Annotated in this window: 8 protein-coding genes and 1 pseudogene; 4 read left to right on the forward strand and 5 right to left on the reverse strand. The window is 34.9% G+C overall.

All coding sequences use genetic code 11. From position 1 onward, the window contains the following. Window positions 1-16: 16 nt before the first annotated feature. Window positions 17-2,686 carry a reprolysin-like metallopeptidase gene (locus ASD98_RS22100; RefSeq protein WP_056208935.1) on the reverse strand — a complete coding sequence of 890 codons (2,670 nt, stop codon included), beginning with the start codon at window positions 2,684-2,686 and terminating at the stop codon, window positions 17-19. 199 nt (window positions 2,687-2,885) lie between these two features. Between ASD98_RS22100 and ASD98_RS22105 the strand changes: the two genes are divergently transcribed. The 4 genes from ASD98_RS22105 (at window position 2,886) to ASD98_RS22120 (ending at window position 6,581) form a co-directional block, all read left to right on the forward strand. Continuing rightward, complete coding sequence (locus ASD98_RS22105; RefSeq protein ID WP_056208938.1) at window positions 2,886-3,818, forward strand: bifunctional riboflavin kinase/FAD synthetase; 933 nt, start codon at window positions 2,886-2,888, stop codon at window positions 3,816-3,818. Between the two features lie 116 nt (window positions 3,819-3,934). Further along, a complete protein-coding gene (locus ASD98_RS22110; protein WP_053473441.1) occupies window positions 3,935-4,372 on the forward strand; it encodes a hypothetical protein in 438 nt (145 codons plus the stop codon). A 172-nt stretch (window positions 4,373-4,544) separates the two neighbouring features. After that, window positions 4,545-5,633 (forward strand): biotin synthase BioB, encoded by a 1,089-nt coding sequence (bioB, locus tag ASD98_RS22115; protein WP_056209001.1) that lies wholly within the window; start codon window positions 4,545-4,547, stop codon window positions 5,631-5,633. Window positions 5,634-5,714: 81 nt separating this feature from the next. Further along, complete coding sequence (locus ASD98_RS22120) at window positions 5,715-6,581, forward strand: cupin-like domain-containing protein (RefSeq protein WP_056208940.1); 867 nt, start codon at window positions 5,715-5,717, stop codon at window positions 6,579-6,581. A 64-nt stretch (window positions 6,582-6,645) separates the two neighbouring features. On the opposite strand, the gene ASD98_RS23880 is transcribed toward ASD98_RS22120, so the two are convergent. From ASD98_RS23880 to ASD98_RS24625, 4 genes and pseudogenes are all read right to left on the reverse strand, one after another. Then, complete coding sequence (locus tag ASD98_RS23880) at window positions 6,646-11,019, reverse strand: T9SS sorting signal type C domain-containing protein (protein ID WP_056208942.1); 4,374 nt, start codon at window positions 11,017-11,019, stop codon at window positions 6,646-6,648. A gap of 485 nt (window positions 11,020-11,504) precedes the next feature. Next, complete coding sequence (locus ASD98_RS22130; protein WP_242412152.1) at window positions 11,505-15,275, reverse strand: T9SS sorting signal type C domain-containing protein; 3,771 nt, start codon at window positions 15,273-15,275, stop codon at window positions 11,505-11,507. 236 nt (window positions 15,276-15,511) lie between these two features. Then, entirely contained in the window at window positions 15,512-15,625 is a 114-nt protein-coding gene (locus ASD98_RS24620; RefSeq protein ID WP_369814800.1) for a T9SS sorting signal type C domain-containing protein, read from the reverse strand. A 6-nt stretch (window positions 15,626-15,631) separates the two neighbouring features. After that, a pseudogene (locus ASD98_RS24625) lies at window positions 15,632-15,888 on the reverse strand (T9SS sorting signal type C domain-containing protein); the annotation flags it as partial. Window positions 15,889-16,534 lie beyond the last annotated feature (646 nt).

The following is a 16,534-nucleotide window of genomic DNA, read 5'->3' on the forward strand; positions in this document are numbered from 1 at the left end:
ATTGGGATTTAATAATTTAATTGACTATTATTTTCTTAACTGTTCTTCTGTTTCCATCAATAACAGTTACTAAATAAATTCCTGCGGAAACATTTGGAAGCTGGATATTTTTATTAAAATCTCCCGAAGCTTCGAAAGTTTTTGTGAAAACACTTTTTCCTAAAATATCGTGTACAAAAACCTGAACATTATTTGATTCACTTGCAAATTGAACTGTAAAACTTCCTTTGTTTGGATTTGGATAAAGTGCAAAGTCAAGAGTTTCAAAATCGTCTGTTCCTAAAGTAAATGTTTTGGTACAGATATTTACTGATGCCGAATTTATTTTTCCAAACATTCCCGAAACAGCGTCACGAACTCTAAATGTCCATGTTCCTTGTTGTGTCTGCCCATTAAAAGCACGCAATTCATTAACCGGAATAACAATTTGTTCTGTTATTTTGCTGCAATCTAAAGCATTTCCTGAATCATCAAAATTAAGAATCAATGTTGAATTTAAACTTGGACATGATTTATTAAACAAACGAACTGTTGTTCCCTGTGGACTCACGATTTGGATTTCAAGATCTGATAATCGTTCGTGTGTAACGTTTACCAAAACATTTACATCCGAAATTGTTCCTGTTGCACTTGGTACACTTACTGCTTTTGTTGTATAACTTGTTGAATATAGAATATTAAAAGGACTTTCAAAACTATAGGTATTACAGCTTGTTGTTGTTGTATACCCAATAGCAAAAGGTTTACTGTTTAAAGTATAATAGATATTTGCCGTTGGTTCAATAAGAAGTCTGCAATTTGTAGACGAAGGAATACTGGCAGGCAGAGCAATAACTTCTGAACCATCATTTGGTGTATTAACTGCTAAAGTTGTTGGAAAAGTTAATCCACCGTCTGTAGAAAGTTTGATATTTACTAAAGAAGAACCTTGCAGGTTATTGGTATTGTTAACGCTCCAGGTAATAGTTTGACTTGAGCCTTGCTGCCAGCTCACATTATCGCCATTATGCGATGTTACCGCAAAAGGTCCGGCTGTCGCAACCACATTAACATTCATTGCACTTGTATTGGTCTGAGCTGTTCCTAAAGCCGCATTATCTCTACCTGTTAAAGTAAAATTTAATGTTCTGGCGATAGATGAAACAGATTCCCAGGTTGTCGTCAATTTATTTTGTAATACCGAATCAAAACTTGGAAAATAACGAACTGGAGAAGTTGTTGGAGCAAATGATCTGAACAAAGGTCCATCTGGTTTTGTTGGATATGCAATACTATTGGCTTCAGATGTTGTGGTAGCATTATCATATTCTTCCCAAGTGTACGTGATAATATCTCCTTCGGGATCTGAACCAGTTCCTTTTAAAATAAATGGTGTACTAATTGGGATCGTATAATTACTTCCTGCACTAATTACAGGCGGATTATTGGTTAAATTGGTGCTAACCGGGCAGCTTTTTCCGGCAAGCGTATTCTGAATCTGCAAAATACTTGCATAAGCAAAATAGTCGTCAGAATTGTTTTGTATATCATAATCGCCAGTAACTCCGGCATATCCCATTATTGTAGAACCACTTCCCGGCTCAACATTCACAGAAGTTCTTTCACCTGAGTCATACGAAAAAGTATGATTCGCACCTAATTGATGTCCGAATTCATGTATCACAAAATCGATATCAAAAGTATCACCTTCTGGTTTACCGTCAGAAGGAGAAGTGAAAGCGCTTCCTTTTGCTAAAGGATCTCCAGTTGTTGGATTTGAACAAATACAACCTATGCAACCGGCATTTCCTCCTCCGCCAGAAGCTCCAAATAAATGTCCAATATCATAATTATTATTTCCTATTATATTTGTCAACGTTGTTTGAACTTCCTGATTCCATGCGCCGTCTGCACCGTCTGCAGCATCAGAATAAGGCTGGTTTGCAACATTGGTATAAATTACAGCGTCATTGTTGGCAATCAAAACCAGTTTCAATGCCAGATCTTTATTTAAAACGCCATTTACTCTTGTTAATGTTGCATTCATTCCTGCTAAGGCTCCCGCTTTTGTACCACCAAAATAGGCCGTATATTCTGCTGTACAGGACAATGCTAAACGAAGTGTTTTAAAAACTTTCGTATTGGATGCTGTTTTTGCAGTCTTTCCTTCTTTATTATTTACAACAGCATATATAGTCTTACATTCTAACTTTAGTTTTGAAGCTGCATCTTTAGAAGAAAATAAAACATACTCCGCTTTATTATCTGGATTTTGCTCGATAAATTCAGTGGCTTTATCTGCTCTAAAAAGCATGGTTTGAAAACCTCTTGGTGAAAGACTAAAATGTATTTTTGCCGATTTGTCGTCTAAACCGCTTCCTTCGTAGGCTCTAATCTCTGGATATTTTGCCTGTAATTCCGGATCAAAATTAGAAGATTCCCAAACCTGAAATCTTTCTAAAGTTCCTTTTGCATTAGGAATCGTAATTTCGACATTCGTACTTATCGAAGATTTTTGAGTTGTTTGGGCCAATTTTGCTGTTAAGGACTCTGTATTTAATTTATAATACAGTTTTTCCGAATCAGATACTGATGCTTTTTTTCCAGAAATTGAAACCGAGTTAACCTTTTGCCACAGGTCGTCACTTTGGGCATGAATTTTTACAAATGAAAAGATAATCAAAAAATAAAGTAATTGTTTCTTCATGCTGATATGGTATTTTTATGAAATCAAATTTAGTCGAATTAAATCAAATTCTTACATCTAAACGACATTTAACGTTTTTTAGTCGACGAATCCGTGATTTTTTCGACAAAAGAAACACAATATCCCTAAAAAATCAATTAAGCTTAGTACAAAATTTAAAATAGATAGTATAAATTTGCAGCATCTTAAATAATTTGTTTTGAAGCTCTTTCATTCTATAAACGATTTCCATTCGACCAAGAAAACAATTTTAACTCTTGGTACTTTTGATGGCGTACATATTGGTCATAAAAAAATTCTGGAAAGAATTACTCAAAACACGGAAAATGGGAAATACGAAAGTTTAGTACTTACATTTTTTCCACATCCGAGAATGGTTTTACAAGAAAAATCAGAAATAAAACTTCTTAATACTATTGCTGAAAAAACAAAACTTTTAGAAGCAACAGGAATTGAAAATTTAGTTATTCATCCATTTAACGAAAGTTTCTCAAGATTAACTGCCGAGGAATTTGTCAGCACTATTTTAGTAGATCAATTTCATATTCAAAAAATAATTATTGGTCACGATCACCGTTTTGGAAGAAACAGAACTGCCAATATTGATAATTTAATTGCTTTTGGTGCTGAATATGGTTTTGAAGTGGAACAAATTTCTGCAGAAGAAATACAAGATGTTTCGGTTAGTTCTACTAAAATCAGAAAAGCTTTAGATGAAGGAAATATGGAATTAGCCAATGAATATTTGGGCTACGACTATTTTTTGAGCGGTGAAATTGTAAAAGGAAAACAATTAGGAAGAACAATTGGTTTTCCAACGGCAAATATTCAAATCGAAGAGGAATACAAATTAATCCCAAAAAATGGGGTTTATGTTGTAAAAACTTTGATTGATGATTTAGAAGTTTTCGGAATGATGAACATCGGTTTCAATCCAACTGTAAATGGCCAAAAACAAACTATTGAAGTAAATCTTTTTGACTTTGATGCTGATATTTATGGCAAAAAAATTGAAGTTTCATTATTACAATATCTTCGCGAAGAACAAAAGTTTGGCTCAATTGATTTGCTGAAAGCCCAATTAAATCAGGACAAACAAAACGCTTTGGATTTTGTAAGCAAGCTTCAATAAACTCCTCAATATACTTTTATATTTTTTTTAGATCATCGTAGTTGTTTTTTTAGTAAATTTGATATAGGACTCTGTTTCCCAAACGTTTACTATTAACTTCTTTAAAAATAACCACTATGAAATTACCTAAAGAAATAACAAACGGTTTTTTAATATTCCTCGGAATTGGCATTTATTTTTTATTGATGAATTTATTAGGTTTAGCAGATTTATTTTATCTGAGAACTCTTAATGTATTTTTTATATTTTATGGTGTAAACAGAACCATGCAAATGAATCTTCATGAAGGTGAAACTGGTTTTGTGTCAAACGCTGTATCTGCTATGACAACTTCTGTTGTTGGTGTATCACTGAGTGTTTTAGGGCTATTAATTTACAGCTATGCACGAGGAGGAGATGCTTATGTAGGAACATTGTCTGAAGCTTTTATGTTTGGAGGAAATCCTTCTGTGCCAACTTATTGTATTTGTCTGCTTTTTGAGGGGCTTGCTTCATCGGTAATTGTTACTTTAATGATGATGCTGTACTGGAACAATAAATATGCTGCCGATTAATTATTCAAAATAAAATAACCATTTAAGCGCTCAAAAATCATAAAAACCTATAATTTTATGATTTTTGAGCGCTTCTTTTTTTAAAAGACCTTACAAATATTCAATTACAACAATCAGTGTTGTTGGTTACTACAATTTAATTACTTTTAAAACTTCAAAAAAAATTGTATCCATGAGCATAACAAAACACAATTGGACAAAGGACGAAATAATAGCAATCTATAATAAACCACTGATGGATTTGCTTTATGAAGCTGCAACAATTCACAGACAAAAACACGATCCAAACGTCGTTCAGGTTTCTACTTTATTATCAATAAAAACAGGCGGGTGTCCTGAAGATTGTGGTTATTGCCCACAAGCTGCAAGGTATAATACCGGAGTTGAAGGAAATGACCTGATGACGGTGAGCCATGTAAAAGCTCAGGCCTTAAGAGCTAAATCCAGCGGATCTTCCCGCGTTTGTATGGGAGCTGCCTGGAGAAACGTAAAAGATGGTGAAGAGTTTGATCAGGTTTTAGAAATGGTTCGTACCATCAATAAACTTGATATGGAAGTTTGCTGTACTTTAGGTATGCTTACCGAAAATCAGGCACAGCGTTTAGCCGAAGCTGGTTTATATGCTTACAATCATAATTTAGATACTTCTGAAGAATACTATAAAGATGTAATTTCTACACGCGGTTTTGAAGACCGTTTACAAACTATCGAAAATGTTCGTAAAACAAATGTTACGGTTTGCAGTGGCGGAATTATTGGAATGGGAGAAAGTATTGAAGACAGAGCCGGAATGCTTGTGGCACTTTCGACTTTAAATCCACAGCCAGAATCTGTTCCTATTAACGCTTTAGTTGCTGTTGAAGGAACTCCGATGGAAGAAGAAAAACCGGTTGAAATCTGGGAAATGATTCGTATGGTTGCTACAACACGAATTGTAATGCCGGAAACACAGGTTCGTTTATCTGCCGGAAGAACCAATATGACTCGTGAAGGTCAGGCAATGTGCTTTTTTGCAGGAGCAAATTCCATTTTTGCAGGAGATAAGTTATTGACTACTCCAAACCCTGATGTTAGCGAAGACATGAAGATGTTTGAAATGTTAGGATTGGTTCCGCAAAAGCCTTTCATAAAAGTTTCACAGCCAAAAACAGTTGAAGCTGCTGATTCTCAATACAATTCTTTGGGCGAAAAACCTAGATGGACCAGACCCGGACATACAATTGAAAGAAACGTTGAAGCTTCGATCAAATCAAAAATTTAGGTAAAAGAGTTAAAAAATTTCAATAAATATTTTTAAATTGCTTATGACACAGAGTTATAAGCAATTTTTTTATTTATAAAAATGAAGTTAAAACAAATCCAAAGGGTTAAAAAAATCTCTAAGGAAGATTTTATTTCCCAATATGTAAAAAAACAAATTCCGGTTGTTGTTGAAGAACTGACTGAAGACTGGCCCGCTTATCAAAAATGGAAATTATCCTATATTAATGATATTGCCGGTGATATTACGGTTCCTTTATATGATGATCGGCCGGTAAACCATGAAGAAGGTTTTAATGAGGCTCATATGACAATGAAAATGAGCGATTACATTAATCTTTTAGAATCAAAACCTACCAATTACCGCATTTTTCTTTATAACTTAATGAAAGAAGTGCCTCGGTTGAAAAATGATTTTTTATGGCCTGATATTGGACTAAAACTTGTTAAGCAATTACCTATGTTGTTTTTTGGGGGCGAAAATGCCCGAGTATTTATGCATTATGATATTGATTACTCAAACATTCTGCATTTTCACTTTCACGGCGAAAAACAATGTATGATTTTTGCTCCAGACCAGTCAAAGTATATGTACAAGGTTCCGCATGCTTTGATTTCAAGGGAAGACATTGATTTTGATAATCCTGATTATGAAAAATTTCCTGCACTTAAAAATGCTGAAGGTTATATCACTAATCTTAAACATGGAGAAATGTTGTATATGCCCGAAGGTTATTGGCATTATATGAAATATTTGACTCCCGGATTTTCAATGAGTCTGCGGGCTTTTCCTAAAAACATCGTGAACTTATCTAAAGCCGCATACAATGTTTTGATTATGCGCCATTTTGATATTATGATGCGAAAATTTAAAGGACAGAAATGGATTGACTATAAAAACGAAAAAGCAATCCAAAACACTCATGAAAACCTTCGAAAGAGTGCTTAATAAGAATAAAAAGCCGGCTGCAGAATTAATTTTGCAGCCGGCTTTTTATTTCGAGTTTATAAATTTAATGAAACGTAATTTTTCTCGTTGCAGTTTTTCCGTTTTCCAAAGTCACTTTCACAATCAAAACCTGATCTCCGGACTGAAGATTTGGGATCTGCAATTCGGTATTTTCAATTTTTCTATTGTTGTAAATCAATTTTCCTGTAATATCAAAAATTGAAACTTCTTTTATAAAATCATGTGTTGAATTTACCTTAATGTTTTTATTCTTAACCGAAACAAAAAGATTGTTTTTCTGATTTTCAAAATCATCAAGTCCTAAACTTGCTGAAGCATATTTTAAAACAAACCGGTCTAGAAAAGTTCCTATTGATGTACTAAAAGTGTATGAACCTGCTTGCAGATTATGTGTTGTATTTGTCAATTTATCTTCTAAATAAATGGGATGATTTATTAAATCACCATCTGCATGATCTATTGCTATGGTTAATTCTCCTTCAATTCCGGATCTGTATCCTAAAGGAACAACATCAGACTCCAGAAAAGGTAAAGCCCGCCCCTGAACCGTTAGTTTTCTTCCTTCATTAATACTGTAAAAATCTACATATATATTTCCGTTTATAGTAACTCCATCATAATTATTGTCCCAAGTATTGGTTGCTCCTTCTATATATCCTACTAACAGTTGTTTAAAAAGCCCTTGAGTATTTGTCATATTAAGCCAGAGCCTATGTTTTTCAATATTGGCTTTGCTGCTTTCTGCTGTTTTAAAAAACTGGCTATTATTTCCGGGAACTCTCATTGAATTTGTAAAAACAGCATTTGCAGTAGTTTTTGCTTTTACGAAAAAAGCCTGGCCTGCTGCTATATATCCCAAAGGAGCATTTTGATTTCCTGGTGTTCCTGCCCCTTGCCCAACCAAACTTCCAACATTTGTGCTTCCTGTTAAATTATAAATTGCATAATCTGCCGCTGTGTAATTGTATTGAGCATCTCCGGGAACAGAGCTGCTTGGCGAAGAATTATGAGTCCAAAAATATAATGTCCCATATAAATTGGCAGAATTATCAAAAATAAATTGATCTGCATATAATGCTGACGGGTACGGATTACCAAGTAAATGAGATTTCTCTGCCGCAATTAAAGGAACTGAAATTGTCCCGTTGTTAGGTACTCCTTCTAAAAATGATCCATAAACTGAAGGAGAATTAATATCGAAATTTTGAGGTGCCCTTACAATATAGCCATGACCGGGAATCATTTCTAAGTTTCCGTTATAGCTAATTATCCATCCTGTAGTGGGGTTGAAACTATAATACTTATCAGCGAGTGTGTTTGGAGACAAGTCATGTAATGTATATGCTGGTGTGCGCACGATTGGAGATGACCAATAGGTAAAATCGTATCGTCGAACTGGTGCTGTATTTCGTTTATATATAATGTTTCCTGTATTTACTACATTGTTAACCTGCATTAAACTGGCATTATTTTCAAAAGTCAATAAACCTCCATTATTGTTAACTGAATTGGTAATCGTTAAGGTATGATTAGAATTTACTGTAACATTAGCGCCCGGATCGACAACACAAGAGCAGCCGCTCAAATCACCAGTTGTAGAATAATTACCTGAAAACCTAACTGCTTCTGTAACAATTGGCGGACTTCCAGTAGACCAGTTTGTACCGTTCCAAATATTGGTAACTGGAACTTTTATTTCAAGATTAATAGTTGGTAAAGAAGGGCAAATATTTATATCGTGTATCGTAAAAGTATAATTTCCGGGAGTCAAATTTGTTATTGTATAACTAGTTCCTGATGAAGTATAGGTTTGAAAAACTGTTCCGTTTTGTGTAATTGTCCAATTTGGTGATGCTAGTAAGCCACTCAAATGTACACTTCCGGTTGGGTTAACACAAGTTGGTTGTGTAATAATTGCAAATACCGGCGTAGATGGTTTTGGTTCAACATCAATTCTTGTTTCTATAGCAAATTCTTCCGGGCAAGTTCCATTTTTAACTACTGCTCTATAGCTGGTACTAGTTGTTAATACACCCGGCTGATACGTATTTGACGTGTTCGCAAAAGACTGCCATACATAAGGTATAGCTTCGGCATATTCCCATCTCACAATTGTTCCCGTATAGTCAGTCAAAGTTAATAATGGACTAGCATCTCCGCTGCAAATGTGATTTCCTCCATGTACTGCTCCTCGTTCTGTTTTAGTTACTGTTGTAGTATTGCTTGCACTTGTATTTGAGGCACATCCTATTGAAGAATAACCTACAGTTACCGTCTTATTTCCTATCGTCAGCCACTGTAGTGTTACAGAATTACTAGCTGTAGATATTCCGCCTGAAGTAATAATATAATCCGTATTAAGTACTCCCGGAACATTCCAAAGGTAATTTGATTCTCCTGCTTGTGTTGTATAAGTAACATCTGTATTCACACATACAGAAGCTGCTGGCTGCACTGTAAATGTTGGTGTCGGAATTGGATTAATTGTTATTGCTGCTAAACCTCCTGTAAAACCTGAGCTTCGAATACAAGTATTCGCTCCGGTCACCGAAACTAAAGTATAAGTTGTTGTTGCTGTAACGGGAGTCGTAAATGTGGCGAATGGCGTTCCGCTTACAACACCTGTTGCGGTTCGGTCTGCCCCACCGTTTTCTTTGTAAACAATTGTATATGGTCCCGCTCCTGCAGCAGCTGTAAAAGTTAACAGTCCAGAGCCTGTTGCACAAAATGGGCCATTAGCTGTTAAACTTCCCTGAGGTAGTGGATTTACAGTTATTGTTGTTGAACTTCCTGTAAAACCAGAACTTCTCGAACAAGTATTTGCCCCGGTAACTGATACTAAAGTATAAGTTGTTGTTGCTGTAACCGGAGTAGTAAATGTCGCAAACGGTGTTCCGCTTACAACTCCTAATGCGGTACGGTCTGCTCCGCCATTTTCTTTATAAACTACTGTGTATGGTCCAGTTCCTGCTGTGGCAGTAAATGTCAATAGCCCAGCTCCAGTTGCACAAAATGTACCATTAGCCGTTAAATTTCCTTGTGGCAGTGGATTTACCGTTACTGTTGTTGCTACAGAATTTGCAACTGTACAAACTCCATTTTGAACAACAGCTCTAAATTGAGTTGTTTCACTGAGTGATCCTGAAGTATAAGTATTTGTTGTATTCATAATATCAGTCCAGGTTGAAAAAGGATTTACAGAATATTGCCATTTTTGAACCGTACCTGTTTGTCCTCCTAAAGATAGAGCAGCACTTGTTGCACCTGCGCAAATTGTTGTTCCTCCTGTAACAGTTCCACCAGCTGATGGAGCAAAAATTGTAACTGTTGTAACATTTGAAGTAGATATAGCGGAAGAGCAAACTCCGGATGTTAAATTAGTAACAGTAATATCACTTGTTCCAATGGTGTTTAAACCTACTGCAGTAAATGTTCCCGTTCCGGCATTAGTCACAGTCATTGTTGCTGTAAGTCCTGTCGCACTTGGAATACTTCGACTGTATGTCACTGTATAGGTTCCTGTTGGTAAAGACGCGGCAGATGATGTCAATGTTACAACTGAAGTAGTTCCAAGATTACTACAAACATTTACTGCTGAAATTCCTGTAATAGTATAAGTAGGGCAAGTATAGGTTACTATAACCTGACCACGTGCACCTGCTCCTCCGGGCTGAGCGGCAGCAAGAGCAGAGCTCATTGAACCACTACCTCCTCCTCCTGGGGCAGTACCACCATTTCCAACTGCTGTTCCAAGGACTAAACTTGGCACCGATGCTCCTCCGGCTCCTCCTCCCGGACTTGCTCCATTTCCTCCTTTTCCGGAACTCAATAAAAGCGCTGCTAAAACATTTCCTCCAACACCTCCTGCTTCACCAGCAGCTTTTGTAGTACCAAAAGAAGCTGCTGTAGATCCACCAGCACCTCCGGCAGGTGCACCGCCTGCATTGTTAGCCAAACCTCCTGCTCCACCTGCAGCATATATTGTTGTTTCAAAACCCGTAATGGTTGAATGTCCACCAGCGGTACCATTTGTTGTTGTACCTGTTGTTGTACCTGCAACTACAATATTTAAAGTATTACTGGCAGTTACATTGATATTGCTTCGGGCATAGGCACCACCTCCGCCTCCGCCTCCGCTTCGTCCTTCAAGCAAACCAGAGCCGCCGGCACCACCACCGGCACCGCCGCCGCCCCAAGCCTGTACATCCATTACCGTAACACCGGCGGGAACTACTATTGTTCCATTAGATGTTAATGTATGTGGGGGCTGTGCCCATAAGGAAAAACAAAAAAATAAAAATAAGAGCGAGAACTTAATTTTTTTTGATAAAAATTTTTCTTGGTATTCATTGGATAAAGAAAAACAACGAATAAAAAAATGAGGTAAGATTAGGAAGCTTGGTAATTTTTTTTTCATCGCACTATTTTTTAATTAAAAAAAAAAGACTTTCCAGTCAGATAGAATCTGACTTAATTTTAATTTCTAAATACCTCAAAAAATAATATTGATTTCAAAAAATGATTTGAAACCAAAAAGCAAAGAATATTAGTAAATGTTGCTTTTTGTGGTATTTAAACAAGCATTAAATATTATTTGGCAGATAAAAATAAATTACATTTTGTTTAAGGGGTTTGAAAATGTATATTAACGGCTTTTACGTTATGTTCATCGAATGACTGTCATAACAAGGTACGATTTTTTTTACGTAAGACACAGAAGGAAGATGTTAAATATTCTATCTTTAACAGTTTTAACCTGATAATTTAAAAATTGTGTAGGTTGCGTTAATTACTACAAAACATTGATTAAGTGTTGTTTATATTAATAAAAAACTATTAAAAACAAAAATAAGCCTTACATATACATGTTGGCGGATTATCTATATTATTAAAAATTCTATTTTAGAAAACAATCTTTTTTGTTGTAGAAAAATCATCTTCTAAAATTACTTTCACTAATAAGACCTGATGAACAATTCTTAAATTTGATATTACTAATTCAAAGTCGTCTACTTTTTTATTTTCGAAAAGCAACTTTCCATTGATATCAAAAAGAAAAACACTTTTTAGATTTCCTTTGATTGATTTTATATTGATAATTTTACCCTTTGCAGAAATAAATAGTTGTTTTTCAGCTTTCTCAAAATTGGCAGTATTTAATTTTTCATCCCTAAAATGAAGCACAAACCTATCTGTAAATAATCCTGTTTCGCTATTGAATGTATAATCTTTTTGTGTTAGATCTGAGGTGTTATTTAGGAGTTTATCTTCTAAATAAACCTTCTGATGACTTAAGTCGCCATCTGTATGATCTATTTGAATGGTAAATTTTCCAGAAATTACAGTTTTAAACCCCAAATTAATTTCATCTGATTCTTGAAAAGGCAATGCTCTTCCCTGAATCGTTAGTTTTTTGCTTTCATTAATGCTATAAAAATCAACAAACTGGTTTCCGTTTAAAGTTTCAGCATCATAATTTAGATCGTAAGAATCTGTTGCGCCTGGCAGGTATCCAATTAAAATTTGTTTAAATGCTCCACTGTCATTTTTAAGATTCAGCCATAATCTATGTTTAATTGCTTCTTTCTTAGTTTCTCTTTTTACAGGTTTAAAAAATTTATTGTTTGTGCCGGAAATTCGCATACTATTATTGAATTCCAAAATACCTAACTGATTGCTTTTAACAAAAAACCCTTGCCCTGAAGCTATTTTACCATCGGGAATTGTTTCATTAATACCATTAGAAATAGCTTTTGTACCCACTCCGCCAACTAAATTATAAACGGCGTAATCGTCTGATGTGTATTCTAAATTTGTTATTGGTGTATTATGCGTCCAGAAGTAAAGTGCGCCTTTGGTTTTAAATTCATTTTTGCTTAAAAATTTGTCCGCATCAATTGCCGATGGATACGGATTTCCAATTAAATAAAACCTATTGTTTTCTTGTAAATCAACTTCAAACGTTCCATTATTTGGAATTCCGATAAAAGCCCCTTCGTATATCGATCGTTCAAACTGAGAGAATTCCTGGGGAGATCTTATAGAATATCCTTTTCCTAAAGACATATAATTTGAAGGCTCTTCAATTTTCCAACCCGGCAATGCAGAATTGTATGACAGGTATTTATCAGATAATGTGTGAGGTGAAAGATCATATAATTTTTGATTATCAACTGGTGAAGACCAAAATGTATAATCAAACTTTACGACAGGATTTGTTTTTCTTTTCATCTGAATAATTCCAGAATTTATCATATCATCATCAGATTGGTATAAACTGGCTGAATCTTCTAAAACTAATGTTCCTAATCCTGAATATGCAAATTCAATTCCTAAAGCATTACTGTTTAAAAGTGTTACTGTTTTTCCTTCTTGAATGCTGCAGCTGCAAACATTGGAAGAATTTAAATTTAGAAAATCTTCTTTAAAAAATACTTCCTTTCCTCCGGATGGATAACCGTTTGACCAAGAACGACCATCCCAAACTGTTGATTCAAGACAAAGTTTTAATCGGGAAATTCTATGCTTGGAAAACCCTGAAACAGAATTAAAATTTCCTCCAATTAAAAGTCTAAAGTCTGATGTAATGCTTAAGGTAAAAATTTTGTTATTAACTGGCGCATTAAAAGTATTATCAAAATCTCCTGTTTTTTGTAATCTGATTAATCTCAAGGAAGTGAAACTTTTATAAGTTCCTGAAAAGGTTCCGCCAACTAAAATACGATCATCCGGCTGTACCAAAATTGCGCGGACATCTCCTTTGTTAAAACCGATTCCAGAATCAAAAGTAGTATCTAAACTTCCATTCGAATTTAGGCGAAGAATACGTTTTTGCGAACTTTTATTATATGTTAAAAAAGAACCGCCAACAATTATTTTTCCGTCTGATTGTAATGCTATTGCGTATACATTTTTATCAAAACCATCTCCAATATTGAAACTTGTATCGATGCTTCCATCTGCATTTAATCGAACCAAATGATGGTATTGCTGATTATTAAAAGTTGTAAATCTCCCTCCTAGTAAAATTTTCCCATCTGGCTGAATAAGAATATCCTCTATTATGGCATCTGCACTAAGACCTGCATTAAAAGTTGGGTCATTAGAGCCATCAGGCAGTAGTCTTACAATTCTGATTCTTGAAAGATCACCATTATAGCGTGTAAAATTTCCTGCTATAATAATTTTGTTATCAGATTGTAATGCCATAGCATAAATTTGACTATTGAATCCTGAACCGCTATTGAATGTATCATCTATTGATCCATCTGGAAAAATTCGAATAATCCTATTACAAGACTGGTCATTATATTTGGTGAAATTTCCACCCAGAATAATTTTCCCGTCTAATTGGAGAACAGCAGTTTTTATTAAACTATTTGCACCGGTTTTTCCTGTATTAAAATCGGGATCAAAGGCTCCATCTTCTAAGATTCTTGCAATTCTAAAAGCTGGATTATTATTAAATTTGGTAAAGTTCCCTAATACTACAGTTTTTTTATTCTCTAATGAAATTATCTTTAAAACAGAATTATCAAAACCAATCCCAGAAGCTAAATAACCGGTATCAGGTTCCCCTTCAAAATTAACTTTTGCCAATCTTCCCTGATTTTGTCCGTCAAAAACAGAAAATGATCCTCCAATAAACCATGATCCTTCTGAGTCATTAGCAAGTGTCCAAACAGTAGATGCAGGTCCGCTACCCATGTCAAAATCAGGTTTTACAGTTCCATCTGAGTTCAGAAAAACAACCCGGTTAACATTTACCCCATCATAATGGCTGGTAAAAGTTCCGCCAGTCATAATATTGCCAGCATTATCTATTTTGATAATTTCAACTGCTCCGTTGTTAAAACCAGATCCAAGAAAACTAAAATCACGCGTGCCATCCTGATTAAGACGCACTATTCTATTGGCAGTAATTTCATTGTATGATGTAAAACTTCCTCCTAAGAGTATCTTGCCATCTGACTGGACTTCAATGGCATTTACATTCTCATCAAAACCAGTTCCAATATTGAAATCTCTATCGACAGTTCCATCCGAATTCAACCTGACAATTCTATTAGAGCTAACTTCATTAAAGGATGTAAAATTACCCACTACTAAAATTTTACCATTGGGCAAAACATGAGCTTTTGTTATGAGTAAGGAAGATCCTTTACCAGTTATAAATGAAGTATCTAATGAACCGTTTGGCAAAATTCGTGCGATTCTGTTTACTGTTGTATTGTTATATTTTGTGAAACTACCAACAATTATAATTTTTCCGTCTGATTGTAAACTAATGTCATAAACAAATCCTGTTCCTGAAGCAGCTGCAACTTCGGTGTTAAAAGATGAATCGTATGAACCATCATTGTTTAAACGAACGAGCCTTCCTGCATTTTTTCCATTATAAGCTGTAAAATTTCCTCCAACCAGTATTTTACCATCGGACTGAACATTAGAACAATAAACTTTACCGTTAAAACCAGTTCCTGTATCAAAACCTTCGTCTATTGTTCCATCAGGTTGTAAACGGGTTAAGAAGGAAGAAGGAATTCCATTTAAACTTGAATAATCACCTCCAACAATTAGGTTATTATCTGGCTGCAAAAAAAGAGTTCGGACAATCGCGTTAAATCCATCCCCTTTTGAACCGTCATCAATTGTATTAAAAGTGTTATCCAATTTTCCTTGTTGAGCAATAAGGATGTTTGTAGAAGGTAAAAAAATAAGAAATAGGATGCAAAGTATATTTTTTATCAAAATCGTAAAATAGCAAATTAATAATTGTAAGAATTATCCGAAATTAATTGACTTTATGAAATATTGCAATACCCACTTTTAGTGATTTTTACTTATTTAAAAAACAAAAAATCCATTCCGTTTTGCGGAATGGATTTTTTTATTAGAAGAAGTTTTTTTTATTTAAAGATAATCTTTTTGGTTACTTCAGCTTTGTTTTCAAGAGTAACTTTTACAAGTAAAACCTGATCAGCGGCCTGCAGATTTGAGATTGACAATTCTGTCGTTCCCACTTTCTNATTTTTATCTGCCAAATAATATTTAATGCTTGTTTAAATACCACAAAAAGCAACATGGTTACTTCAGCTTTGTTTTCAAGAGTAACTTTTACAAGTAAAACCTGATCAGCGGCCTGCAGATTTGAGATTGACAATTCTGTCGTTCCCACTTTCTTTTTATTGTATAAAAGTTTTCCGGTAATATCAAATACAGAGACTTCTTTGATATTTTCTTTAGAAGAAGTGACTTTGATTACTTTGTCTTTTACAGATACCAAAAGGCCGTCTTTTACATTTTCAAAATCNAATACAGAGACTTCTTTGATATTTTCTTTAGAAGAAGTGACTTTGATTACTTTGTCTTTTACAGATACCAAAAGGCCGTCTTTTACATTTTCAAAATCTCCGGTTCCTAATGTTTTATTTGTATAACGAAGCACAAAACGATCTGTAAAAGTCCCTATTGCAGTAGTAAATTTATAGTTTCCGGCTTTCAGGTCATAAATAGTGCCGGCTGTTTTATCTTCCAGATAAACTGCCTGATTGTTCAGTAATCCATCTGTATGGTCTATGGCAATTGTAAACTCTCCTGCAACGGCTGTTTTATATCCAAGCGGAATTAAATCAGTATCTTCAAAAGGCAGTGCACGTCCCTGAACAGTTAATTTTTTAGCATCGCTGATACTRTAGAAATCTACATAAGTATTTCCGTTAAGGGTGGCTGCATCGTAATTCTGATCCCAGCTGTTTGTGGCTCCGTCTACATAACCAATTAAAGCTTGTTTAAANGAAATCTACATAAGTATTTCCGTTAAGGGTGGCTGCATCGTAATTCTGATCCCAGCTGTTTGTGGCTCCGTCTACATAACCAATTAAAGCTTGTTTAAAAGCACCTTCGGCATTTGTAAAGTTCAGCCATAAACG

The organism is Flavobacterium sp. Root186 (genome assembly GCF_001428525.1).
Taxonomy (GTDB): Bacteria; Bacteroidota; Bacteroidia; order Flavobacteriales; family Flavobacteriaceae; genus Flavobacterium.